Annotated in this window: 20 protein-coding genes and 1 riboswitch; of the genes, 10 read left to right on the top strand and 10 right to left on the bottom strand. The window is 72.5% G+C overall.

The window, feature by feature from the left end:
• Positions 1-2: 2 nt before the first annotated feature.
• Genes J3P38_RS04775 through nadE form a run of 3 tightly spaced genes read left to right on the top strand, consistent with a single transcriptional unit; the run spans position 3 to position 3192 of the window.
• Positions 3-212: a hypothetical protein gene (locus J3P38_RS04775; RefSeq protein ID WP_210438692.1), complete on the top strand. Its 210-nt coding sequence runs from the start codon at positions 3-5 to the stop codon at positions 210-212.
• Positions 212-2212, top strand: coding sequence for an asparagine synthase (glutamine-hydrolyzing) (asnB, locus tag J3P38_RS04770; RefSeq protein ID WP_210438691.1), 2001 nt, complete (start codon positions 212-214; stop codon positions 2210-2212). The genes J3P38_RS04775 and asnB (J3P38_RS04770) overlap by 1 nt, the downstream gene beginning before the upstream one ends.
• Positions 2203-3192 (top strand): NAD(+) synthase, encoded by a 990-nt coding sequence (gene nadE, locus J3P38_RS04765; RefSeq protein ID WP_210438690.1) that lies wholly within the window; start codon positions 2203-2205, stop codon positions 3190-3192. Before asnB (J3P38_RS04770) ends, nadE begins: the two co-directional genes overlap by 10 nt.
• A gap of 24 nt (positions 3193-3216) precedes the next feature.
• Here the strand turns inward: nadE and J3P38_RS04760 are convergent, their stop codons facing one another.
• From J3P38_RS04760 to J3P38_RS18280, 5 genes are all read right to left on the bottom strand, one after another.
• Positions 3217-5097, bottom strand: a complete 1881-nt coding sequence (locus tag J3P38_RS04760; RefSeq protein WP_210502834.1) for an ABC transporter ATP-binding protein — start codon at positions 5095-5097, stop codon at positions 3217-3219.
• A 160-nt stretch (positions 5098-5257) separates the two neighbouring features.
• Positions 5258-6781 carry an exopolysaccharide biosynthesis polyprenyl glycosylphosphotransferase gene (locus J3P38_RS04755; RefSeq protein ID WP_210502833.1) on the bottom strand — a complete coding sequence of 508 codons (1524 nt, stop codon included), beginning with the start codon at positions 6779-6781 and terminating at the stop codon, positions 5258-5260.
• 374 nt (positions 6782-7155) lie between these two features.
• Positions 7156-8979, bottom strand: a complete 1824-nt coding sequence (gene asnB / locus J3P38_RS04750; RefSeq protein WP_210438687.1) for an asparagine synthase (glutamine-hydrolyzing) — start codon at positions 8977-8979, stop codon at positions 7156-7158.
• A 13-nt stretch (positions 8980-8992) separates the two neighbouring features.
• Entirely contained in the window at positions 8993-9676 is a 684-nt protein-coding gene (locus tag J3P38_RS04745) for a LuxR C-terminal-related transcriptional regulator (RefSeq protein ID WP_210502832.1), read from the bottom strand.
• Positions 9673-11121, bottom strand: a complete 1449-nt coding sequence (locus J3P38_RS18280) for a sensor histidine kinase (RefSeq protein WP_210438685.1) — start codon at positions 11119-11121, stop codon at positions 9673-9675. Before J3P38_RS18280 ends, J3P38_RS04745 begins: the two co-directional genes overlap by 4 nt.
• 543 nt (positions 11122-11664) lie before the next feature.
• On the opposite strand from J3P38_RS18280, the gene J3P38_RS18275 reads away from it, so the two are divergent.
• Entirely contained in the window at positions 11665-12285 is a 621-nt protein-coding gene (locus tag J3P38_RS18275) for a helix-turn-helix transcriptional regulator (protein WP_210502831.1), read from the top strand.
• Positions 12286-12323: 38 nt separating this feature from the next.
• Complete coding sequence (locus tag J3P38_RS04730) at positions 12324-13094, top strand: 3'(2'),5'-bisphosphate nucleotidase CysQ (protein ID WP_210438683.1); 771 nt, start codon at positions 12324-12326, stop codon at positions 13092-13094.
• A gap of 12 nt (positions 13095-13106) precedes the next feature.
• On the opposite strand, the gene J3P38_RS04725 is transcribed toward J3P38_RS04730, so the two are convergent.
• Positions 13107-13421, bottom strand: coding sequence for a DMT family transporter (locus J3P38_RS04725; protein WP_210502830.1), 315 nt, complete (start codon positions 13419-13421; stop codon positions 13107-13109).
• Between the two features lie 11 nt (positions 13422-13432).
• Positions 13433-13499: riboswitch (guanidine-III (ykkC-III) riboswitch) on the bottom strand.
• A gap of 87 nt (positions 13500-13586) precedes the next feature.
• Here J3P38_RS04725 and J3P38_RS04720 point away from each other — a divergent pair.
• Positions 13587-13991, top strand: a complete 405-nt coding sequence (locus J3P38_RS04720; RefSeq protein WP_210502829.1) for a VOC family protein — start codon at positions 13587-13589, stop codon at positions 13989-13991.
• Positions 13992-13995: 4 nt separating this feature from the next.
• Here J3P38_RS04720 and J3P38_RS04715 read toward each other — a convergent pair whose 3' ends face one another.
• From J3P38_RS04715 to J3P38_RS04705, 3 genes are all read right to left on the bottom strand, one after another.
• Positions 13996-14970, bottom strand: a complete 975-nt coding sequence (locus J3P38_RS04715) for a lytic transglycosylase domain-containing protein (RefSeq protein ID WP_210502828.1) — start codon at positions 14968-14970, stop codon at positions 13996-13998.
• A gap of 67 nt (positions 14971-15037) precedes the next feature.
• Positions 15038-15706 (bottom strand): hypothetical protein, encoded by a 669-nt coding sequence (locus J3P38_RS04710; protein ID WP_210438679.1) that lies wholly within the window; start codon positions 15704-15706, stop codon positions 15038-15040.
• Between the two features lie 84 nt (positions 15707-15790).
• Positions 15791-16513, bottom strand: a complete 723-nt coding sequence (locus J3P38_RS04705; protein ID WP_210502827.1) for a hypothetical protein — start codon at positions 16511-16513, stop codon at positions 15791-15793.
• Between the two features lie 217 nt (positions 16514-16730).
• Here J3P38_RS04705 and mfd point away from each other — a divergent pair, with 217 nt between their 5' ends.
• Genes mfd through J3P38_RS04690 form a run of 3 tightly spaced genes read left to right on the top strand, consistent with a single transcriptional unit; the run spans position 16731 to position 21358 of the window.
• Positions 16731-20279 carry a transcription-repair coupling factor gene (mfd, locus tag J3P38_RS04700; RefSeq protein WP_374222506.1) on the top strand — a complete coding sequence of 1183 codons (3549 nt, stop codon included), beginning with the start codon at positions 16731-16733 and terminating at the stop codon, positions 20277-20279.
• A gap of 5 nt (positions 20280-20284) precedes the next feature.
• Entirely contained in the window at positions 20285-20953 is a 669-nt protein-coding gene (locus tag J3P38_RS04695; protein WP_210438677.1) for a hypothetical protein, read from the top strand.
• 9 nt (positions 20954-20962) lie between these two features.
• Complete coding sequence (locus tag J3P38_RS04690; protein ID WP_246849873.1) at positions 20963-21358, top strand: MazG nucleotide pyrophosphohydrolase domain-containing protein; 396 nt, start codon at positions 20963-20965, stop codon at positions 21356-21358.
• Positions 21359-21395: 37 nt separating this feature from the next.
• Here J3P38_RS04690 and J3P38_RS04685 read toward each other — a convergent pair whose 3' ends face one another.
• The gene (locus J3P38_RS04685; protein ID WP_210502826.1) at positions 21396-22199 is read right to left on the bottom strand and encodes a helix-turn-helix domain-containing protein; all 804 of its coding nucleotides are present in this window, start codon (positions 22197-22199) and stop codon (positions 21396-21398) included.
• A 125-nt stretch (positions 22200-22324) separates the two neighbouring features.
• Here J3P38_RS04685 and eno point away from each other — a divergent pair, with 125 nt between their 5' ends.
• Complete coding sequence (gene eno, locus J3P38_RS04680) at positions 22325-23602, top strand: phosphopyruvate hydratase (protein ID WP_210502825.1); 1278 nt, start codon at positions 22325-22327, stop codon at positions 23600-23602.
• Positions 23603-23734: the final 132 nt, after the last annotated feature.

Raw genomic sequence — 23734 nt, 5'->3', positions numbered from 1 at the left:
ACGTGGACGCAACGACGATCGACCAGGTGCTCGGCGAGCTCGCCGAGGTGCCGGTCGCGCCGGGCGACGCCGAGCTGGCGGCCGTCGCGATCGCGGTGCACCTCGAGGAGGCCCTGGGCGTCACGGTCCCCGCCGACCTGCTCGACGCCGCGCACCTGGTTCCCCCGGCCGCGCTCGAGCGGACGGTACGTCGGCTGGTGGCTGGTCCCTGATGTGCGGCATCGCAGGGATCCAGGCGCCCACGGCCGTCCCGGACACCGACACGCTGCTGCGGATGATGACGGCGCTCAGCCACCGCGGCCCGGACGGCAGCGGCTACTACCGCGACGAGACGGTGGCCCTCGGCCACACCCGCCTGGCGATCATCGACCCGGCGCTCGGGGTGCAGCCGATGTGCGGCGAGCGCGAGGACGTGTGGGTCACCTTCAACGGGGAGATCTTCAACTACGTCGAGCTACGCGCCCAGCTGCTGGACCGCGGCCACGACTTCCGGACCCACAGCGACACCGAGGTCATCGTGCACGCGTGGGAGGAGTGGGGACCGGGCTGCTTCGAGCGGTTCAACGGCCAGTGGGCGCTCGCGATCTGGGACCGGCGTACCTCCGAGCTGGTGCTGTGCCGCGACCGGCTCGGCGTCCGACCGCTCTATCACGCGTCGGTGGGCGACCGGCTGCTCTTCGCCTCCGAGGTCAAGGCGCTCTTCGCCGACCCCCAGGTCGAGCGCGCCTTCGACCCGGTCGGCCTGGACCAGGTGCTCACCTTCTGGTCGACCGTCGCCCCCCGCACCGTGTTCGCCGGCGTCTCCCAGGTCCTGCCAGGCACCTACGTGGTGTGCCGTGACGGGGTGGTTGGGGAGCCGCGGACCTACTGGGCGCCGTCGTTCCCGGTTCGCGGCGGCGGAACGTCGTCCGGCCTCGACGACAACGCCGCAGCTCTGCGCGAGCGTCTCATCCACGCGACGAAGCTCCGCTTCGAGCGCAGCGACTTTCCCGTCGGGGCCTACCTCTCCGGCGGAATCGACTCAGCGGTCACGGCCGGCATCATCAGGGAGTTCACCGACGCCGACCTGCACACCTTCTCGCTCCGCTTCGCCGAGACCGAGTACGACGAGGGTCAGCACCAGGCGACCATGGCGCGGAGGCTGGGCACGACCCACAGCGACGTCGTCGTCTCGCACCGCGACATCGGCGAGGTGTTCCCCGAGGTCGTGCGGCATGCCGAGACCCCGTTGCTGCGCACCGCGCCCGCTCCGATGTTCCTGCTGTCGCGCCTGGTGCGCGAGTCCGGTTACAAGGTGGTCGTGACCGGAGAGGGGTCAGACGAGGTGCTGGCGGGCTACGACATCTTCCGCGAGGCGAAGGTGCGCGAGTTCTGGGCGCGGGACCCGGGTTCGCCGCAGCGCGCCCGCGCGATCGAGCTGCTCTATCCGTGGCTGGGCCGCAACCCCAACCAGGCGCCCGCGTTCGCGCGCGGCTTCTTCGGGCGCAACCTCGACGCGGCGGACCCGGCGCTCTCGCACCGGCCGAGGTGGGACAGCACGTCCGCTCTGAAGGCGATGCTGGCCCCGGACTGGTCCGGCGCCGCGCCGGACGCGGCCGTTGGCCTGGTCGAGCAGATGCCCGCCGCGGCCGCCGGGTGGGACGGGCTCTCGCGCGCGCAGTGGTTGGAGATGACCACCCTCCTGCCGGGCTACATCCTCGCCTCGCAGGGCGACCGGATGCTCATGGGCAACTCGGTCGAGGGACGCTTCCCGTTCCTGGACGCCGGCGTGCTCGAGCTCGCCGGGCAGCTGCCCGCACGGCAGAAGATGCTCGGACTCGACGAGAAGCACCTGCTCAAGCGCGCTTTCCGAGACCTCCTTCCCCCGGAGATCGTGGCCCGGCCCAAGCAGCCCTACCGGGCACCGGACGCCTCTGGCTTCGTCGGTGCCGACGCACCCGACTGGGTAGCGGAGGTGACCTCGCCCGAGGCCGTCGAGGCGGCCGGCCTCTTCAAGCCGGGGGTGGTCCACTCCCTCCTGGAGAAGGCACGGCGCTCGCGCGGCCGTGCCCTGTCACACACCGACAGCATGCGGCTCGCCGCCGTGCTTTCGGCCCAGCTGCTGCACGACCAGTTCCTGGGGCACGGACGCGCTCGCGTCCTGGCCCGCCCGCCCCATCCCACGACCGCCTTCGACCGGGCGGATCCCCAGAGGAGAACAGCATGGCGCTAGCGTTCGGACCCGACGTCCTGGACTTCGACGAGGAGGCCGAGGTCGCCCGCGTCACGGTGATGCTCCGCGACTACCTGGTGCGCAACAAGCGCAAGGGTGCGGTCGTCGCGGTGTCCGGTGGCATCGACTCGAGCGTCGTCGCCGCCCTCTGCGTGCGCGCGCTCGGTTCCGAGCGGGTCTTCGGCCTGCACATGCCCGAGGCCGAGTCCGCCGAGGAGACCCTCGAGCTGAGCACCAGCCTCACCGACGCCCTCGGCATCGACTCGGTGCACGAGGACATCTCGCCGATCCTCGAGGCGGCCGGGTGCTACCGGCGGCGCGACGACGCCATCCGCCGCGTCGTCCCCGACTACGGCCCCGACCACAAGTCCAAGATCGTGCTGCCGAGCGTCGTGGACTCCGACTCACTGCGCCTCTACTCCGTGGTCGTGCAGGCCCCGGACGGCACCCGGAGCACGCACCGGCTGACGGTGGACGCCTACCTCGAGATCGTCGCCGCCACGAACTTCAAGCAGCGCACGCGCAAGATGCTGGAGTACTTCCACGCCGACCGGCTGAACTACGTCGTCGCGGGCACGCCGAACCGGCTGGAGTACGACCAGGGCTTCTTCGTGAAGCTGGGTGACGGCTCGGCCGATGTCAAGCCGATCGCGCACCTCTACAAGACGCAGGTCTACGCGCTGGCGGCGTACCTCGGGGTGCCGAAGGAGATCCAGGAGCGGCCATCCACGACGGACACCTACTCTCTGCCCCAGTCGCAGGAGGAATTCTACTTCTCCCTGCCCTACCCACGTATGGACCTGTGCCTGTACGCCCTGAACCACGGGGTGCCGACGAAGTCGGTCGCCGAGGCAACCGGACTCACCACCGAGCAGGTCGAGCGGGTCTTCCGCGACATCGAGCAGAAGCGACGCACGACCGCCTACATGCACGAGCCGCCGGCGCTGGCCGCTCCGATCGAGGAGGTCGGCCACCACTGAGCGGTCGACCGGCCCGCGCGGCGCTCAGTCCCCGAGGGTGCCGGGACTACGCGGCATCCTGTCGACGGCGATGTCGGTGTCGGACTGCAGGCGGTAGAGGTCGGCGTACAACCCGCCCGCGGCCATGAGGTCGGTGTGGGTGCCCTCCTCGACGACGGCGCCTTCGTCGAGGACGACGATGCGGTCGGCTCCTCGCACGGTCGAGAAGCGGTGCGAGATGAACAGGGCCGTGCGTCCGCCGAGCACGTCGCGCAGCGTGGCGAACAGCGCGTGCTCGGCCCGCGGGTCGAGGGCCGAGCTCGGCTCGTCGAGGATGACCAGCGGAGCGTCGCGGAAGAACGACCGCGCCAGGGCCACGCGCTGCCACTGGCCGCCTGACAGGTCGACGCCTCCTGTGAAGAGCCGCGACAGCACCGTGTCGAAGCCGGCCGGCAGCGCGTCGAGCACTGTGTCGGCGCCCGCGGCCCGAGCCGCGGCCCGCACCGCCTCGGGCGAGGCGGGCGCGTCCACCCGGCCCACCGCGATGTTCTCGGTGCCGGTGAAGGCGTAGCGCACGAAGTCCTGGAACGTGACGCTCACCCGCTCACGGAGGCTCGCCGGCTGAAAGTCGCCGATGTCGGCACCGTCCCAGCAGATCCGGCCGCCGTCGGGCTGGTAGAGGCCGGCGAGCAACTTGGCGAGCGTGGTCTTGCCCGACCCGTTCTCGCCCACCAGGGCCACGATCTCGCCCGCGCGCAGCTCGAGGTCCACTCCCTGCAGGGCGTCGAGGTCGGCACCGGGGTAGCGGAACCGGACGTCGTCGACGCGGATCGTCTCGAACGACGTCGGCGCCTTCGCTCCTCCGCCTTGTTCCAGCGCGGGCGCGCCGAGCGCGAGGAAGGAGTCCAGGTCGTCGAGGAAGAGGCCGGACTCGAAGATGACCTGCACCCCGCGGAACACGGCCTGGACCTGGGTGGCGAGCATCCGCACGCCGATGATCGCGGCGCCGGCGCCAGCCACGCCGATGGTGCCGCGCGAGATGAGCCACACGATGAACAGCAGCGTGCCGCCCAGCACGAGCGCGGAGCCGAGCTGCCCGACGAGGCTGAGGAGGGCCCGGCGCAGGGTGTGGCGCCGCAGGTCGCGGAGGTAGCCGTCGTAGAGGGCGTCGAACCGGTCGTGCAGCCATCCGCCAAGGCCGAAGGCGCGCACCTCCTTGGCCTCCTCGCGACCGGTCTGGAGGATCGAGAGGTACGTCCGCTCGCGCAGCACGGGAGTCTGGGCAACGGCGAAGCCGAACTCGAGGCGGGACTCGCGCCGGCTGGTGAGCAGCAAGGGCACGCCGCCGACGATGACGAGCAGCAGCAGCACGGGGGAGACGTTGGCCAGCGCGAGGCCGAGCCCGAGGCTCGCCGCGGCGGCGCCCCCCATCGACAGCAGGCCCTGCGTGACCTGGTAGGGGCGGGTCACGGCATTGGTCTGCACCCGGTTGAGGTGGTCGTAGAACTCCGGCGACTCGAAGTGGCGCAGGTCCACGCCGGTGGCCACGTGCAGCACGCGGGCCCACATCGACCGGGCGACCATCTCGCCGAGGAGGCGTTGCAGCTGGCCCTGCACCGCGCCGGTCACGGCGGTGAGTGCGGTCAGGCCGGCGAGCAGGAGCACCGGTCCCACGGCCCTCTCGAAGCCCGAGCCGCCCTCGGCGTCGAGCACGGCGGCGAGGACCAGCTGAACCGCGAGCACCTGCAGGCCGAGCGCCGCTGCGGCGACCATCTGCAGAACCAGGAGGGCCGAGAAGGGGCGCGGGCCCGCCTTCCACACGAGTGCGAAGCTCGAGCGCAGCAACCGGGTGAGCCGCCCGAGCGACTTGCGCTGCGATCGGGCCTCGAGGCGCAGGGCCAGGGGGTCCGTCGGGTCCGCTGCCACGCTCAGCCTCTCCTGCCGGGGAGCGCGCCGGGGCCCGCCGCCCCCGGAGGGGACACATCCGCGCCGGCGGCGGTGGGTGGCATGCGCGACAACCTATCCGAACGAGGTCCCCTCTTGGTCTGCACGATCCACGACGGGAGGGGTCGGTGCGAGCGGGCGTTCAGTACGCCCCGCGAGAGGTCAGGACCGCGCGCACCGTGCGCGCCAGGATCAAGGCGTCGAGGCGCAGCGACCAGTTGTCGACGTAGCGGAGGTCGAGCCGCACCGACTGGTCCCAGGTGAGGTCGGAGCGACCCGAGACCTGCCACAGCCCGGTCATGCCCGGCTTGACCACGAGGCGGCGCTGCGGGTCGACGCCGTACTGCGCGACCTCTTGCGGCAGGGCGGGCCGCGGGCCGACGAGCGACATCTCGCCGCGGACGACGTTCCACAGCTGAGGCATCTCGTCGATGCTCGTGCGGCGCAGCCACTTGCCGACCCGGGTGATGCGCGGGTCGTGCTGAATTTTGAACAGCACGGCGTCGGACTCGTTGCGGTCGAGCAGCCCGGTGCGCTCGGCGTCCGCTGAGGTCGTCATCGACCGGAACTTGTACATCGTGAACAGGCGGCCGTCGCGCCCCACACGCTGCTGGCGGTAGAGCGCCGGCCCCGCCGAGTCGAGCCGCACGAGCAGCCCGACCGCGAGCAGCAGCGGCAGCAGCAGCAGCAACCCGAGCGCGGCGAAGGTCTGCTCGACGGCGGCCTTGACCCACCGTCGTGGTCCGCGCAGGGACGGTGGGAGCGCCCGGACGAGGGTAAGCCCGCCGGTGGAGAAGACGTTGGTCCGAGTCGGCGCCAGGTCGAGCAGGCCGGTGCCGACGCACAGCTCCACGCCGTGCCCCGCCAGGCTCCAGTGCAGGCGGCGCAGCTCAACGGAGGACAGCCGAGCGCCGGGCAGCACGACCAGGGCGTCTGCCTGGTGCCGGGCGGCGACCTCGACCGAGGTGTGCAGCCCGACGTGGACGGGGACGTCCGCGAACGGCGTGCGCGACGCGCTGGTCAGGCACACCGCGACGACGTCGTGGCCGTCGGCGTCCTGAAGCTCGCGTACGGCCTCGCGGACGTCGCGGGGGCGGCCGGCCAGGACGACGCGCAACCGGCGACGGCGTGCGCCGAGCAGGGAGTGCACGGCCGCCGCGGCCCCGAGGGCGAGGAGCACCTGCGCCAACCCCACCGGCTCGTGCGCCGAGGCCCACGGGGAGAAGGCGAGCGCGACCACAGAGGCCTTCGCGGCCAGCCCGAGGCTCCGGAGGGCGCGCCTCGAGCCGCTCTCGCCCAGCGACGCGCGGCGGTAGTGACCCGCCGCGAGCAGGGCCAGCGGCCACACCGCGGCTGCGGCGAGCGACACCTCCAGTGGCAGGACGTCGAACCAGACCGCCGCTGCGGCGACGGCGAGCGCGACGGCCGAGTCGACGGCCACGGCGGGTCCGACGGCCCGGCGGCGGCTTACCGACGACCCACAGACGACGAGCCGGTCGGTTCCCGTGCCTGCGGGGACGGGCACGACCGGTGCGGCGAGCGCGACCGGTGCGAGCGGCGTCGGTGCCGCCACGGTCTGGGCGGCCGGCAGGGGTGCGTCGATCTCGCGAGGACGAGGGATGGTGGTGGTCAACGACGGCGCCGACGTGACGGCACTCGCCGACACCTCTGTCATCCTCATTCCCCTTCCGGACCGATCGACGACCACCTCTGCCGGCCGTCCTGCGAGGCTAGGACGAGCGTCGTTTAGAGGCATGCCGCAAATGAGCGAAAGGCCTGCACAGTGGGGGTTTTCCACGGCGCTGGAGGCGAGCTTCGACAGGCCGCGGACGAGATACCTAGTCCGTGGGATGGGCACCGTCCAGGGCGACGCCTACCCTCGAAGGGGTGCACCACACCGCCGGGTCGCCTGGCTGGCGGAAGCCCGCTCCTGCTGGTTTGCTCACCGCCGTACGGAAGACGTAACCCCCACGATTCGTCCATCCGGACGAGGCGACCCGGTGCGGCGGCCGAGGCCCCCCTCCTCGGCCGCCGCAACCCCTATCGGTGGGGGCCCTCGGCGAGCGGCCGGTCCGCGGCCACACCGCGCGGGCGGGGCACGAGTGGCACGGCGCCGATGAAGCACTCGTGCCACATCTCCAGACACGCGAGTCTCCACAGGCGCTCGGCACCGTCCGCGCCGCGGTCGTGACGCTCCACGACGTCGCGGACCAGCGACCGGTCGAACGTGCTGCAGACCCACGAGCCGTCCCCCGTGAGCCGGTCTTGAACCGGCTCGCGCAGGCCCGCCCGGAGCCAGGCGTCCAGGGGGACGCGCACGGACTGCTGGGGGCGGTTGGCGACGTCGTCGGGCAGGAGGCGGCGCGCCGCCTCCCGGAGGACCCATTTGGTGGTGCCGGACCGCAACTTGACCGATGTCGGGAGACGAAGGGCGAGCTCGACCAGGTGGTGGTCGAGCAACGCCGGCCGCAGCTCCAGAGATGCCGCCATGGTCAGCCGGTCCGCAGGCTCGAGCACCGCGTCGGGCAGCGCTCGGCGCAGCTCGTGGCGCAGCATCCGGTCGACCGCGTCGGCTCCGGGCGCCGCCGCCGTACGCCGCTCGGGAGGCGCCGGGCTGCCGAGCAGTCGCTCTCGCTCGGACGCGCTGAACAACGCGGGGACGAGGCGTCGCTCGAGCGGACCGGCGAGGCCGGCGCCCAGGCGGGCGTGCATGCGGGCCGAGCGCTCGGAGAGACGGGCGTGCCGGTGGCGGGCGCAGCCTGCGAAGAGCTGGTCGGCACCGTCGCCGGACAGCACCACACGGACGTGGTCGCCTGCGGTGCGGGCCAGGCTGTGAAGCGCGATGGCGACCGGGTCCGACGCCGGAGCGTCGAGGTGCCGCGTCAGCAACGCCCAGTTGTCGCGGACGTCGGTGTCGCGCACTCGCACCTCGTGGTGCCGTGTCCCCAGCAGGCTGCTGGTCGCGAGCGCCCACGACGGCTCGTCGTCGGAGGTGTCGCCGAAGGCGGCGGAGAAGGTGTGCAGGGCCTCGTCGCCGCGCAGCTGCTGTGCCTGCGCCACGACCAGGCTGCTGTCGAGGCCGCCGGACAGGTGGGCGCCGACCGGGACGTCCGTGACGAGCGCCGCCCGGACGGCCTCGCGCACGCCGTCGCCGACCGCCTCGACCGCGTCAGTGGCGGTCCAGGTGCCGTCGGCGTCGCACTCCGGCGGGACCCAGTAGTGCGCTTCCTCGAGGTGCCCCCCCGGCATGATCGAAACGCGGTGGGCCGGCAGCACCTTCTTCACGCCCTCGAACAGTGTGTGCGGCGCGGCGACGCTGCCATAGGCCAGGTAGGCGTCCAGGCTCCGCGCGTCCACCTGCGCGGGCGGACCGACCGTGAGCAGCGCCTGGATCTCCGACCCGAAGGCGATGCCCCCCGGGACGTGGCGGTAGTGGAGCGGCCGCACGCCCAACCGGTCACGCACCAGGTGGGTGGTGTCGGTGCGCAGGTCGTGGGCCACGAGGGCGAAGTGCCCCTCCAGCCGCTCCACGAAGCTGATGCCCTGCAGGGCCAGGCCGGCGAGCACCACCTCGGTGTCGCCTCGGGTCCGGAACGGGTAGTCCAGGTGGGTGCGCAGGGTGACGTGGTTGGTGATCGTGCCGTCGAGGGCGAGCACCCACCGCCCGTCCACCGAGTGCATTGGCTGCCGCGAGTGCACGGCGTCGACGACCGCCAGCCGGGTGTGGGCGAGACCGACGTCCGCTCCGAGCCAGACCGCAGCGTCGTCCGGGCCTCGGTGCTCCAGGAGTCGAGCCATGTCGTGCAGCACCTCGGCGAAGAGGATCCCCGGTGAGAAGGCGCGCAGTCCGCCGATTCCGCTCACGGGTCCACTCCGATCACACGCCCTGCTGCCAGCCGACCTGGTGGGCCAGCCCCACGGCCGCCAGCTGCGAGGAGACCTCGAGCTTGTTGAGGATGGACTTCACCTGCGTGCGCACGGTCGCCTCGGACACGACGCTGTCCTCGGAGATCATCCTGACCGTGCGTCCCTCGATGAGCGAGCCAAGGACCTGGCGTTCGCGCGGGGTGAGACGGTCCAGGCGCTGGCGGACCTCGTCGTGGTTACGGCGCTCCCGCGCCCAGGCGTCCAGCAGGGTCTCGAGCTCGTCGGGGCTCATGACCGGGAGACCCTGGTGGAGCCGCCGGACGGTGGCCAGGGCCTGCTGCAGCGCGCCGCTCTTCGGCAGCACCCGACGGGCTCCGAGGCGCATGCAACCGCCCCACCGCCCGATCTCCTCGGAGGCGGTGAGGACCACGACGTTGATGCCGGCCTTCGCCAGGGGCGCGATGAGGTTCATGCCGTCCCCGAACCGGCCGAGGTCGAGGTCGAGGAGGACGGTGCGCGGGTTGCGCCGCAGCGCCAGGGACCGGATGGTCGCCATCGACCCGCCTTCCTCGGGCAGCTCGAGCCGGCGTACGTCGTAGCCCTCCAGGGACAACGCGAGCTCCAGCGACTCCGCAAACAGGACGTGGTCGTCGATGATCAGCACCCGGTGCTCGGCACGCGCGGCGCCGCTCACTGCGCGCCGCCCAGCACGAGCTCGTCCTCCTGCGACCGCCGCACGGCGGGCAGGCTGATGACGAACGAGGAGCCGACACCCTGGTCCTCCGCGAGTCGCAGCGAGCCGCCGTCCTCGCTCATCAGCCGCTGGGCGACGCTGAGGCCGATTCCCTCCCCGGGAGCGTCGCTCGCGCGTCCGCCCCAGGCGAAGATGGTGGCTCGCCGGTCCTTCGGGATGCCCCGGCCGTAGTCGGTGACGCGGATGTCGACGTGCGCCTCGTCGCGCCGTACGACCTCGACCAGGCTGGAGTCGGCGCCGCCGTGCTTCACCGCGTTGTCGATCAGCACGTTCACCACCTCCGCGAGGGCGTCGAAGCGGCCACGGACCACCCCGCCCGTGCTCCGCAACTCGACTCGGCGACCCTTGAGCCGCTGCAGATCGAGGATCAGGCCGAGCGCCTCGTCGAGGTCGATGTTGGTGACGGGGTCGTCCTGCTGAGACAGCAGGCGCTCCATGCGGTCGAGCTCGCGTCGCAGCGAGCACCACAGGCGCTCGCGCGCCTCGGCCGGCACGTCGGGACGGTCGAGCAGGTCCGACCCGGAGACCAGGCCGGCAATCGTGCTGCGCAGCTCGTGGAGGCGCTCTCGCTGGTCACGGGTCGTGCTCACGAGGAGGTGCTCGAACGTGTCGATGCGACGCCGGTCCTCCTCGAGAACGCGCCGCAGGCCGACCCAGGTGATGCTGAGCCATGCAGCCCCGGTGGCGGCGCGGGCCAGGTCGGCCAGCTCACCGGCCACACCTCCGAGTCCCCACAGGTGCACCAGCTGGCCGGCGCCGACGGCGAGGACCGTGGCCACCGTCAGGCACTTGACCGACCGGGGCAGCGCATCCTGGCGCAGGACGACCGCGGCTGCTGCCGCGTGGGTGAGGACGAGGACGCCGACGAGCACCTGCATCGCCACCGCCGGGGGTGAGGCGACCTGTACCTGGAGGAGCATGTGGCCGGCCGCGGTCAGCCCCATGCCGAGCCCAATAGCGAAGCCCTGGTCGACCACCCGGTCGGCGTCGCGGAGCCCGCGCCAAGGCGCCACCACCGCGGCGAGCCCGGCCAGCGCGACCAGCACGAGCACCGCGAACTCCACCGGGCCCCTCGGCGGCGTGCCCCGCAGGGCCATCGTCGTCACCAGCAGCGCCTGCCCGGCGACCAGCGCACCCGCCGCCAGTGCCCAGCCGGTCACCCGGCTGGCGTGTCGGCGCCAGGTCACCGCGGCGGCGCACACGGTGCCCGCCACGAACACACCCCCGAGCACGCCGTGGCCCAGGTGCGGGGCGGCGACGTGGACCGTCGGCGACTGCCACGTCCAGGCGTCCGAGCCGACCCAGACCAGTGCCAGGAACGGGACCGCCCATGCGATCGCGATCACCGACCAGTGACGCACTTCCCCCTCGAACGGTTCGCGCACGGCCACCCCCTTGTCGTACAGCTGCGCTGACCACGCCCGGCAGGCACGACCGGCCCGCCCAGTGCCGGCCGCGACCCCTCGTCGGACGAGAGACCCGAACGCTGACGAGACCCCTACGGTCCCGGACCCGGCGAGTGTGCGACGCATCCCCCAGACCGGGCAAAGCCGGTCTGATCCGCCTCTTTCAGGCATGGCCGAATTTCGGTCAAGCCCAAGCACAGGGTCTGCCAAGCGCTCCGCCAGCACGCCGCAAGATCCGGACAAGGGCGGCTGCCCCGGCTAGGCGCCAACACGCCTCCCGTCTGGCCGGACCCTTCCCCAATTCGGTGCACATTGGGCGCTTCCGGAGCACCCTGCGCCGCGCGCCGGGCAAGGTTCGTCGCAGTGACCATAGCCGCGGGAGGGCAGATGGAAGCTTTGGCGCTCGACGATCGCGGCAGCCCGCCGCGAGCCGTCCTCGGGCGAGCGACGGCATGGGTGGTCTCACCACACAGACTGGTCGCGCAGGCGGTGGTTGCCGCACTGCGCTCTACGGACGCACGCGTGGAGTTCCACGCGTGGGAGCACGTGATGGCGGACCTCGTGGAGCCGTCGAGGGTCCCGGGCAGGGTCCGCTACCTCGTCGCGGTCTTCGACGGCGAGGGCACGTCGGAGGCGGTCGAGGACATCCGCGAGTTCGTGGCGGTGGGCGACGTGCGGGTCGCGGTGGTGACCTCCGCGCCCGACGCCCTGTGGTGGGGCGGGCTCCTCGAGGGCACGGCGGTGGACCTCGTCACGATGACCACCTCGCTGGCGAAGCTGCGCGAGGTCATCGACCGGTTCACCGGGGGCGACCTCCTCATGGAGCAGGAACGTCGAAGAGCCTTGAGCACCGCGTGGTCCGAGGCCCTTGACAAGAGGCAGCACCTCGCCGCGCAGCTCGGGGCGCTGTCGCGCCAGCAGATGCGCGTCCTCGAGCTGCTGGCGTCGGGACGTCGGGTGCACGAGGTCGCCGACCAGCTCGGCATCGCCGACGGGACCGTGCGCAGCCACATCAAGAGCCTGCGTGCCAAGCTCGGGGCGAGGACGCAGCTCGAGGCGGTGGCCATGCTGCGGCAGGTGCGTCAGGACCGGCCCGCCGACCTGGTGCCGATGCCTCGTGCGGCGAGCGACGACTCACGGTGACGACCCGGCGGTGAGGGTGCCTCGATAGGCTGCCGCCCATGATCGACCCGACGACGCTCGACGACCACGCCTTCGCCGTCTGGGCGGCCGAACGAGCCGGAGCGGTGCTCCTCGACGTGCGCGCCGGGGCGGCCGCCGACGGGCTGGAGGGCAGGGCCCTCAAGGACGCCGGCGACGCCGCCGCGCAGGCGGAGCTCGACCGCGTCCTCACCGCGCACCGGCCGGGCGACGCGGTCCTCTCCGAGGAGGCCGCCGACGACAAGTCGCGGCTGTCCGCGCGCCGGGTGTGGATCATCGACCCGCTCGACGGCACCCGCGAGTTCTCCGAGCCGCCGCGCGACGACTGGGCCGTCCACGTGGCGCTCTGGGAGGACGGCGACCTCGTCGCGGGAGCCGTCGCGCAGCCGGCGCTCGGGGAGACCTTCAGCACCGGACGCCCGAGCGTGGTGCCGCCGCGCACCTCCGAGCGCCCGCGCATCGCCGTCTCGCGCAGCCGGCCGCCGGCCTTCGTCGAGGCGCTCGCCTCCGAGCTCGGAGCCGAGCTGGTCCCGATGGGCAGTGCCGGCGTGAAGGTGATGAGCGTGGTCCGCGACGTCGCGGACGCCTACGTCCACGCCGGCGGTCAGTACCAGTGGGACAACGCCGCACCGGTCGCCGTCGCGCGCGCCGCCGGCCTGCACTGCAGCCGCGTCGACGGCTCGCCGCTGGTCTACAACGAGGACGACACCTCGCTGCCGGACCTCATCGTGTGCCGTCCCGAGCTGGCCGAGCAGATCGTCGACTTCGTGCGGCGCAACGGCACGGAGTGACGCCGCCGCGCCTCAGTGCACGAGCTTGAGGCCGACGATGCAGCCGACCAGGCCGACCATCAGCAGTCCCTTCACCACCGAGAACGACTCGGTGCCCGTCACCATCGCGATCGCGATGGTCAGCACGGCGCCGATGCCCACCCACACGGCGTACGACGTGCCGACCGGCAGGGTGCGCATGGCGTAGCCGAGGCCCGCCATGCTCATCGCCAGCGCCACGAGGAAGGTCGCGGTGGGAACGGGACGCGTGAGGCCCTCCGAGCGGCCCAAGGCCGTCGCCCACACCGCCTCGAGGACACCGGACAGCACCAGCACGAACCAGGCCATGACGGCACTCCTTCGTGGCCGTCTTGTCGCACGCCGGGTACGGCTCCCTCGTCCGGTCGCCCGGTGGCCGGGCACGCCGACCGTGCCACGTCGCCGCGACGCCGGCAAGTCGGCCCCGTCGACAAACGGCTTGCGCGGCGGGGCTCGCGTTGCCAGCGTGGCCGCATGACCTCCTTCGTCTCGCACACCACCGTCGACTGCCACCACGCCTACGAGCTGTCGGAGTGGTGGAAGGCCCTGCTCGGCTACGTCGACGTCGAGGACGACCCCAACGAGCCGGGGCACGAGGAGTGCACGATCGTCGACCCCGGCACCGGCCACAGCATCCTGTTCCTCGAGGTGCCGGACGCCGAGCTCCCGGCCAAGCGCATCCACTTCGACCTGCGCCCGCGCGAGGGCAGCCGCGACGAGGAGGTCGAGCGGGTGCGGGCGCTCGGCGCCCGCGAGGTCGCCGACCACCGCGGGGAGTGGGGTCCGGGCACCGGGTGGGTGGTCTTCGAGGACCCCGAGGGCAACCAGTTCTGCATCCTGCGCTCACCCGCGGAGATCGACGCCGGCTCGGCCGGCTGACCCGTCAGGGCAGTCGCTCGGGGTGCGCCTCGACGTACGCCCGGACGGGCACGGGCCGCCGGCGGTCGTAGCCCTCGGGGAGCCACACGCCGCCGAGCCGGGTCAGGTAGTAGACCTCCCACGCGAGGTAGCCGCGCAGCTGGCGCGGGTCGCGGCGCATCACCTCGGCGTGGTGGGTGACGCCGCGGACGTAGGCCCAGGAGTTGTTGTAGCGCCAGAGCGCCGCCCCCTTGTCCCGGGCGAAGCCGTTGGCGCGCAGCAGCCGGCCGGCCGCGAGGATCGCGTCGTGGGCGTCCTGGATGTCGCCGCCCGCCCCGTAGATGTCCCACGTCGTCGGGATGAACTGCATCGGTCCCTGGGCTCCGGCGACGGAGGTGCCCCGGATGCGCCCGAACTGGGTCTCGACCATGTTGATCGCGGCGAGGTACTCCCAGTCCACGCCGAAGCGGCGCTCGGCCTCGCGGTAGCTGCGCAGGAGCGTACGAGCGGGCGCGGGCGGCACGATCCGCCAGGCCGGCAGCTCGTCGGCGAGGTCGGCGGTGGCGCCGGGGTGCATCGAGCGGAACTCCCGCCGGGCGGCGACGTTGGCGCGCAGCCACCGCCGGTCGGCGCGGCCCAGGTCGCCCAGCACCCGCGGCAGCCACGTCCGGCGCGCCGCGACCTCGCGCACCGCCAGCTGCGCGGTGTGGCCCGCAGCCGCGAGCAGGTCCGGCTCCGGGGCCGGCGAGCGGACCACGCGTTGGGCGGCCCTCACCATCGCCGCCGCCTCCGCGGGCGCCGCAGGGCGGCGCGGGGTTCCGGCGAGGGCGGGGACGAGCTCGGTGGGCGGGGGCGGCGCCGAGTCGTCCGGGGCATCGGCCACCGGGGCCTCGACCGGTCGCACGTCGGCGTCGGCGGGCGGGCGCGGCGCCTCCGAGCAGGCCGTCGTGACTGCGACGAGGCCGACCAGCAGCGCGGAGACCAGCGGCGCGAGCGTCATGCCCCACTGTCACACGACGTGGGGGGCTCGTGTCGAGGGCTGCCGGGGCGGGGTCGGCCGCGACGGGTCAGGAGACCCAGGTCTCCCACTTGTAGCCGGTGCCCAGGTAGTTCGCGTCGGCCCGGACGACGAGGGACCAGTACCACGTGCCGGTGCGCCTCGGGAGGGCGATGCGGTAGCGGCCGCGTCGGTCGGTCCTGATTGTGGTGAACCGCCTGTAGCCGGTGTCCTGCTCCGACGACACCTTGACGATGATCGTCCGGCGGGCGAAGCGAGGCCTCACGCGGCCCTTCAGCGTGAAGCCGCCCTTCGGGCGCGTGATGGTCCGCGACACCTCCACCGTGAACGGGTCCGACTCGCTGCGCTCGTAGGTGTCCTGCTGCGGCGACTCCGGAGCGTGGCCGCCGTAGACGACCTTGTAGGCGGTCCTGATGCGAGGTCTCACGTCGAGGAAGTCCGCGGACGCCGTCGAGGTGGCGACCCGCCGCCACGTGGTGGACGCTCCCTCACGGGCGTACAGCGTCGTCGTGCCGGCTCCCGGGGCGTCGCCACCCTGGCTGTCGACGTCGACGGCGATGTCGATGACCTCGCCGAACTCGACGACCGTCGAGTCGGGCACCGCGTCGGTCGTCGTCGTCCACGTGTCGCGGGCCGAGCCGGCCGGCGCTGGGCCGATCACGGTGGCGATGCCGAGCAGTCCCGCCGCCAGGGCGGGAACGGTGCGGGTGGTGCTCATCGTCGTCCTTGTCGTCCGGGACGGAAAAGCGGAGGACGGGCCCCGCCGCACCTGCGGCGAAGCCCGTCCGTTGCTCAGAGCGGCTCAGCGGGCAGCCGCACGCGCCAGCGGCGCGCGGTAGCTGTAGGTGTACCAGACCTCGCTGTAGGAGACGAAGTCAGCGTTGCCGGGGACGGTGATCTTGAAGTAGAGCCGGTTGCCGCGGCGGGGAGCCGGAAGGCGGACCTGGAACTTGCTCTTCCTGTCGGTCTTGATCGTCTTGAACTTGACGTACCGCTTGCCCTTCTTGATCTGGACCTTGACCTTCTTCTTCGCGTACTTCGGGGCGACCTTGCCCTTGATGGTCAGGCGCGCCTTGGCGTTGTCGATCGACACCTTGCGCTGCACCGGGAGCGCGACGTCGGCCGACGTGCTGGGCGTGTAGTTGTCCTCGTACGTGTTGGTCGCGGTGTACCCGGAGTACACGGCCCGGAACACGGAGTTGGCCGTGGCCTTGATGTCGGGGAAGGAGAGGTAGCCGCTGGCCGGCACGGTGGCGACGGGCACGCCGGCCGGGTTGGCGGAGGTGATCTGGTAGAGCGTCACGGTGCCGTCGTAGGCCGTCGACCCGTCGTTGCCCGTGACGGCGCCACGGATCGTGACGGTGTCGCCGTAGGTGGCGGCTTCGCCGGGCTCGATGAAGGGCAGCTCGAGCGTCGTGGTGCTGATCAGGTTGTCGGTGGCGCTGCTCGGTGCGGCCAGGGCGATCGGCGTGATGCCGAGCAGTCCGGCCGAGACGGTGCCGGCGATGAGACGCGTGATGCGCATGTCCCCGTTGTTCCTCTCAGGAGTCTGGTCGCCCGGCAGGTGTCCGCCGGGCGTTGCGGTGGTCTGCTACCCCGCGACGCACGGGACAAACCCGGTCGTGACCGGGGCCGGTCCCGCAATCCCACGTGCGTCGGTGTCGGACAGCCCCCGTAGACTCTCAAAACCCCCCGGTCGCTCGGCGCTCGGGGTCGCTCTGCGTGCTCTCGAAGGGATCCCGGTGTCCTCCACACCCCTCCGCACACCCCTCCTCTCCGTCGCCCGACGCCTCGTCTCGGCACCCACCCTGGGTGGCGCGCTCGCCGACGCCGCGGTGCTGTCCGCCCTCGACCTGACCGGGCCCGGAGCCATCCGGCCCTTCGTGGTGCACGGCCTCGTCGAGCGGGGGCGCACCGTCCTCGCGGTCACCGCCACCTCGCGCGAGGCCGAGGACCTCGTCGAGGAGCTCGCCGACCTCGTGGACCCCGACTCGGTCGCCTACTACCCCAGCTGGGAGACGCTCCCGCACGAGCGGCTCAGCCCGCGCAGCGACACCGTCGGTCGGCGCCTCGCGGTGCTGCGGCGCCTGCGGCACCCCGGCACCGACGCGGCCAACGGGCCGCTCAAGGTCGTGGTCGCGCCGATCCGCAGCCTGCTGCAGCCGCAGGTCCCGGGCCTCGCCGACATCGAGCCGGTCGAGCTGGCACCGGGTGACTCGCGCTCGCTCGACGACGTCGTCCGCGGGCTCGCCGAGGCGGCGTACTCCCGCGTCGACATGGTCGAGCGGCGCGGCGAGTTCGCGGTGCGCGGCGGCATCGTCGACGTCTTCCCGCCGACCGAGGAGCACCCGCTGCGCGTCGAGTTCTGGGGCGACGACGTGGAGGAGATCCGTGCCTTCTCCGTCGCCGACCAGCGCACCCTCGAGACGGTCCGGCGGCTCTGGGCGCCACCGTGCCGCGAGCTCCTCCTCACCGAGGAGGTACGCCGGCGCGCCGCCGAGCTGGGCCGGGCCCACCCGCAGCTGCTCGAGCTCACCGACAAGATGGCCGCCGGCATCGCGGTCGAGGGCATGGAGTCCCTCGCGCCGGTGCTCGTCGACTCGATGGAGCTGCTCGTCGACCTCATGCCCGCCGACACCACCGTGCTCGTGCTCGACCCCGAGCGCGCGCGCACCCGTGCGCACGACCTGGTCGCCACGAGCGAGGAGTTCCTCAGCGCGTCGTGGGCCGCCGCGGCCGGTGGCGGCACCGCGCCGATCGACCTCGGCGCGGCGTCCTACCGGGAGATCGGCGACGTGCGCACCCACGCGCTCGGCCTCGGCCTCGCCTGGTGGTCGGTGAGCCCGTTCGGCATCGACACCGACGGCGAGTCGCTCACCCTGCCCACCCACGCGGCCGAGGCCTACCGCGGCGACCTCCAGCAGGCGGTCGACGACATCCGCGGCTGGGTGACCGACGGCCTGGACGTCGTCGTGGTCCACGCCGGCCACGGCCCCGCGGAGCGCTTCGTCGAGCTGCTCGGCGAGAACGACATCGCGGCGCGCCTGGTCGAGCAGGGGCAGACGGCCGGACCCGGCGTCGTCACCGTGACGTGCGGCCACCTCGTGCACGGCATCGTCGACGACGAGGCGGGCGCGGCGGTGCTCACCGGCGACGACCTGTCGGGGCAGAAGTCCTCCACCCGCGACATGCGCAAGATGCCGGCGCGCCGCAAGCGGCAGATCGACCCGCTCGAGCTCACGGCCGGCGACTACGTCGTCCACGAGCAGCACGGCGTCGGCCGCTTCGTGGAGATGAAGCAGCGCGAGATCAGCGGCGCGGTCCGCGAGTACCTCGTGCTGGAGTACGGCCCGAGCAAGCGCGGTGGGCCCAACGACATGCTCTACGTGCCGGCCGACACCCTCGACCAGGTCACCCGCTACGTCGGCGGCGAGAACCCCAGCCTCGACCGCCTCGGCGGCGGCGACTGGACCAAGCGCAAGAACAAGGCGCGACGCGCGGTGCGCGAGATCGCCGCCGAGCTGATCAAGCTCTACGCCGCGCGGCAGGCCACCCAGGGCTACGCCTACGGCCCCGACACCCCGTGGCAGCGCGAGCTCGAGGACGCCTTCCCGTTCACCGAGACCGTCGACCAGCTGACCACCGTCGACGAGGTCAAGGCCGACATGCGCAGCATCGTGCCGATGGACCGGCTGGTCTGCGGCGACGTGGGCTACGGCAAGACCGAGATCGCGGTGCGCGCGGCGTTCAAGGCCGTGCAGGACGGCAAGCAGGTGGCGGTGCTGGTGCCGACGACCCTGCTCGTCACCCAGCACCTGTCGACCTTCACCGAGCGGATGTCGGGCTTCCCGGTGGTCATCAAGGGCCTCTCGCGCTTCCAGACCGACAAGGAGGCCAAGGAGGTCGTCGCGGGCCTGGCCGACGGCTCCATCGACATCGTCGTGGGCACGCACCGCCTGCTCAACCCCGACATCAAGGTCAAGGACCTCGGCCTCATCATCGTCGACGAGGAGCAGCGCTTCGGCGTCGAGCACAAGGAGCAGATGAAGCGGATGCGCACCTCGGTCGACGTGCTGTCGATGAGCGCGACGCCGATCCCGCGCACGCTGGAGATGGCGGTCACCGGCATCCGCGAGATGTCGACCATCACGACGCCGCCGGAGGAGCGGCACCCGGTCCTCACCTACGTCGGCGCCTACGAGGACCGGCAGGTCGTCGCCGCCGTGCGTCGCGAGCTGCTGCGCGAGGGCCAGGTCTTCTACATCCACAACCGGGTGAACTCGATCGAGAAGGCCGCCGCCCGGATCCGCGAGCTCGTGCCGGAGGCGCGGGTGGCCACCGCCCACGGGCAGATGAACGAGCGCCAGCTCGAGCAGGTCATGCTCGACTTCTGGGAGAAGCGCTTCGACGTGCTGGTGTGCACCACCCTCGTCGAGTCCGGGCTCGACGTGTCCAATGCCAACACGATGATCATCGAGCGCGCCGACACCCTCGGCCTGTCCCAGCTGCACCAGCTGCGGGGTCGCGTCGGCCGGTCGCGGGAGCGCGCCTACGCCTACTTCCTCTACCCGGCGGAGAAGCCGCTGACCGAGACCGCCCACGAGCGGCTCGCGACGCTGGCCCAGCACTCCGACCTCGGCGGCGGCATGGCGATCGCGATGAAGGACCTCGAGATCCGGGGGGCCGGCAACCTGCTCGGGGGCGAGCAGTCCGGGCACATCGCCGACGTCGGCTTCGACCTCTACGTCCGCCTCGTCGGCGAGGCCGTCGCCGACTTCAAGGGCGGCGCCGAGGAGGAGCTGGCGGAGGTCCGCATCGAGCTGCCGGTGGACGCCCACCTGCCCCACGACTACATCCCCAGCGAGCGGCTGCGGCTCGAGATCTACAAGCGCCTCGCCGAGGTGCGCACCGACGCCGACGTCGACGAGGTGCGTGCCGAGCTGCTCGACCGCTACGGGGCCCCGCCCGAGGTGGTGGAGTCGCTGCTCGTCGTCGCCCGCTTCCGCGCGCGGTGCCGCCAGGCCGGGGTGGGGGAGGTGACGGTGGCCGGCAAGTACGTCCGGTTCGCGCCGGTCGACCTGCCCGACTCGCGCGTCGTACGCCTGGACCGCCTGTTTCCGCGCAGCATCGTCAAGGCGCCGGTCAGTACGATCCTCGTGCCGCGCCCGCAGACCGCGGGGTTCCCGGTCCGTCCGGTGGCCGGCGTCGCCCTGCTTGAATGGGCGCGCGGTGTCATCGACGAGGTGATCGACGTCCCGGCACCGAGCCCAGCCGCAGCGACCCAGGAGTGACGAGAGTGAGCAAGACCCGACTGACGACGGCCGCCACGACAGCGGTCGCCGGACTCCTGCTGACCGGCTGCGGCAGCGCGTCGCCGGGCGTCGCGGTCAAGGTCGGCGACGAGGAGCTCTCGGTGCGCCACGTCGACGCGGTGGCCGCCAACTACTGCACCGCGGTCGGCGACCTGGAGTCCGAGGTGCCGATGAGCTTCGTGCGGCAGTACGTCGTGCAGCTGCTCACCCTGCGCTCGCAGGCCTCGCAGATCGCCGAGGAGTACGGCGTCGAGCCGGGGTCGGCCTACCGCAACGACCTCGCGCAGCGCGAGAGCACCGTGGCAGGCGAGCCGGCGGACGTGCGGGAGGACTACGTGGAGCTCGCCTCCGCGACCGCCTACGCCCAGGACATCGTCGACCAGGTCGGCCGGATCGAGCTCGAGGAGGCCGGGGTCGCCGACGCCACCGCCGAGCAGGCGACGCAGGCCGGCATCGACGTCTTCAACCAGTGGCCCGACGCGCACGGCGTCGAGGTCGACCCGCGCTACGGGCTCGACACCGTCGACGGCGTGCTGACCCCGGTCGACACCAACACCTCCGTGGCGGTGAGCGAGCAGGCCAGGTCGGGGATGTCCGCCGAGCCCGACCCGGCCTTCGCCGCGACCCTCCCGCTTCACCACCGCTGCGGCTGAGGCAGTCCGATGACAGCGTCGGAGGGCTCCCCGCTCGAGGCGTTCGCCGACCAGATGCGGCTGCTGCGACGCGAGTGCGCGTGGAAGCGGGAGCAGACGCACACGTCCCTGGTCCCCTTCGTGCGCGAGGAGGCCGAGGAGGTCGTGGAGGCCATCGAGTCCGGCGACCCGGCAGCGCTGTGCGACGAGCTGGGCGACCTGCTGCTCCAGGTGGTGATCCACGCGGTTATCGCCGAGGAGGCCGGTGACTTCACGCTCGACGACGTCGCGCGCGGGGTGATCGCGAAGATGGAGCGACGCAACCCGCACGTCTTCGGCGACGCGGTCGCCACGGACGCCGCGCAGGTGCTGCGGCTGTGGAACGCCGCCAAGGCGGCGGAGAAGGCCGCGTCCGAGGGGTCGTGACGAACGTCGGCTCGCTCGAGCCGGCGTGGACGCGCGGTCAGCGCGAAATGTCCTGAGGGGTGTCCAGGTGGCGTGCCGCCGCCGCCCGGAGCCCGTCGGCGTCCGTCACGGCGTGGACGACCATCGCGCCGAAGGTCAGCACGGAGGGCTCGGGCGAGAACGCGTCGACGAGGGCCTCGTCGAGGCGACCGGTCGCGGCGAGCAGGGCGACCGCGTCGACGTACGCCGGACCGGTTCGGTCGAGGCGCTCGCGCAGCGACGCGACCGAGGCGGGCTCCGTCTCGACGACGTCCGCCTCGGCGCCGTGGACGAGGAGGACGAACGACTCCATCCGCTGCACCAGCTCGGCCAGCGTGCTCGTCGCCTCGTGCTGCGAGGAGGTGCCGCGCTCCGCCCCCGTCGTGACCAGCGCCCGGTCGAGCAGGTTGCCGACGAGGTCGACGTGGTGTCCGACGATGTCGACCACCAGCTCTGCCGGGCCGGACCGCTCGCGTGCCGGCAGGCGCAGCGCGCCCGGCGGGTGGAAGTGGACGTCGTTGGGCGCGTCGAGGAGGAAGGACGTCGGATCCCTGCGCCAGGCCGACGGCAGGGCCCCGAACTCGCGGCGGAAGGCTCGCGCGAAGACCTCGGCGCTGGCGCCGCAGTCCTCGGCGATCGCGTGGAGGGTCCGGTCGGTCCGGGACACGAACCACGCCGCACGCTCCATGACGACGCGGCCGTGGAACCGCGCCGGCGACTCCCCGCCGACGGCGCCGGCCAGGCGGGCGGCGGTCGCGTCGGCCGGCTCGCCGCCGCTCATCCGCTCGACCAGCGCGCGGAGGTGGTCGGCGGGGCGGGGCACACGGTCACGCTAGCCACCGGCACGGACACCCGGCGCGGACAGCCGGCACGGACACCCGGCGACGGACGGGCCCCACGTCGATAGGGTGGCGGCTGCCCACGACTTTCTGCACCAGGAGCCCTGCCATGTCGATCATCGCTGCTGTCGGCGCCCGTGAGATCCTCGACTCGCGCGGCAACCCCACCGTCGAGGTGGAGGTACTCCTCGAGGACGGCGCGTTCGGTCGCGCGGCGGTGCCCAGCGGCGCCTCCACCGGTGCCTTCGAGGCGGTCGAGCTGCGCGACGGCGGTGAGCGCTACCTCGGCAAGGGCGTGCAGAAGGCCGTCGCCGGCGTCGTCGACACCATCTCCGGCGCGATCGTCGGTCTCGACGCCGACGACCAGCGCCTCGTCGACCAGGTGATGTTCGACCTCGACGGCACCCCCAACAAGGCCAAGCTCGGTGCCAACGCGATCCTCGGTGTCTCGCTCGCCACCGCCAAGGCGGCTGCCGAGTCTGCGGGCCTGCCGCTGTTCCGCTACGTCGGCGGCCCCAACGCCCACCTGCTGCCCGTGCCGATGATGAACATCCTCAACGGTGGGGCGCACGCCGACTCGAACGTCGACGTGCAGGAGTTCATGATCGCCCCGATCGGTGCGGCCACGTTCGCCGAGGCCCTGCAGCAGGGCGCCGAGGTTTACCACGCGCTCAAGTCGGTGCTGAAGAAGAAGGGACTTTCGACCGGCCTCGGCGACGAGGGCGGGTTCGCCCCGAACCTCGAGAGCAACCGTGCCGCGCTCGACCTGATCGCCGAGGCCGTCACGGCCGCGGGCCTCGGGCTCGGCACGGACATCGCGCTCGCGATGGACGTCGCCGCCAGCGAGTTCCACGACAACGGCAGCTACACCTTCGAGGGCGCGGCGACCAGCACCGACAAGATGGTCGACTACTACGCCGACCTCGTCGCGTCGTACCCGATCGTCTCCATCGAGGACCCGCTCGACGAGGAGGACTGGGCCGGCTGGAAGGCCATCACCGACGCCCTCGGCGCCAGGACCCAGCTCGTCGGCGACGACCTCTTCGTCACCAACGTCGAGCGTCTTCAGCGCGGCATCGACGGCGGTCAGGCCAACGCGATGCTCGTCAAGGTCAACCAGATCGGCTCGCTGTCGGAGACCCTCGACGCGGTCGACCTCGCGCACCGCGCCGGGTTCCGCAACATGATGAGCCACCGCTCCGGCGAGACCGAGGACACCACCATCGCCGACCTCGCGGTCGCGACCAACTGCGGCCAGATCAAGACCGGTGCGCCGGCCCGCTCGGACCGGGTGGCGAAGTACAACCAGCTCCTGCGGATCGAGGACGAGCTCGGCGACGCGGCTCGCTACGCCGGGCGGGGCGCCTTCCCGCGTTTCACCGGCTGAAGCAGGCACACTGGACCGCATGCCTTCCCAGCGCCGTACTCCTCGGGCTGGGCCCGGCGGACCGCGCGGACCACGGCCAGGCGGCGGCTCGCACCCGGGCACGCGCGGCCCGCGGCCGCGGGTGACGAGCGC

The sequence above is a fragment of the Nocardioides xinjiangensis genome, assembly GCF_017916455.1.
Taxonomy (GTDB): Bacteria; Actinomycetota; Actinomycetes; order Propionibacteriales; family Nocardioidaceae; genus Nocardioides; species Nocardioides xinjiangensis.
This window is presented reverse-complemented; position numbering and strand designations above follow the sequence as displayed.

What these genes read in the sequence shown, in the direction of transcription:
- asnB (WP_210438691.1), top strand. Translation starts at nt 212, where the DNA reads ATGTGCGGCATCGCAGGGATCCAGGCGCCCACGGCCGTCCCGGACACC.
- nadE (WP_210438690.1), top strand. Translation starts at nt 2,203, where the DNA reads ATGGCGCTAGCGTTCGGACCCGACGTCCTGGACTTCGACGAGGAGGCC.
- J3P38_RS04730 (WP_210438683.1), top strand. Translation starts at nt 12,324, where the DNA reads ATGATCGACCCGACGACGCTCGACGACCACGCCTTCGCCGTCTGGGCG.
- J3P38_RS04725 (WP_210502830.1), bottom strand. Translation starts at nt 13,421, where the DNA reads ATGGCCTGGTTCGTGCTGGTGCTGTCCGGTGTCCTCGAGGCGGTGTGG.
- J3P38_RS04720 (WP_210502829.1), top strand. Translation starts at nt 13,587, where the DNA reads ATGACCTCCTTCGTCTCGCACACCACCGTCGACTGCCACCACGCCTAC.
- J3P38_RS04715 (WP_210502828.1), bottom strand. Translation starts at nt 14,970, where the DNA reads ATGACGCTCGCGCCGCTGGTCTCCGCGCTGCTGGTCGGCCTCGTCGCA.
- J3P38_RS04710 (WP_210438679.1), bottom strand. Translation starts at nt 15,706, where the DNA reads ATGAGCACCACCCGCACCGTTCCCGCCCTGGCGGCGGGACTGCTCGGC.
- J3P38_RS04705 (WP_210502827.1), bottom strand. Translation starts at nt 16,513, where the DNA reads ATGCGCATCACGCGTCTCATCGCCGGCACCGTCTCGGCCGGACTGCTC.
- J3P38_RS04690 (WP_246849873.1), top strand. Translation starts at nt 20,963, where the DNA reads ATGACAGCGTCGGAGGGCTCCCCGCTCGAGGCGTTCGCCGACCAGATG.
- eno (WP_210502825.1), top strand. Translation starts at nt 22,325, where the DNA reads ATGTCGATCATCGCTGCTGTCGGCGCCCGTGAGATCCTCGACTCGCGC.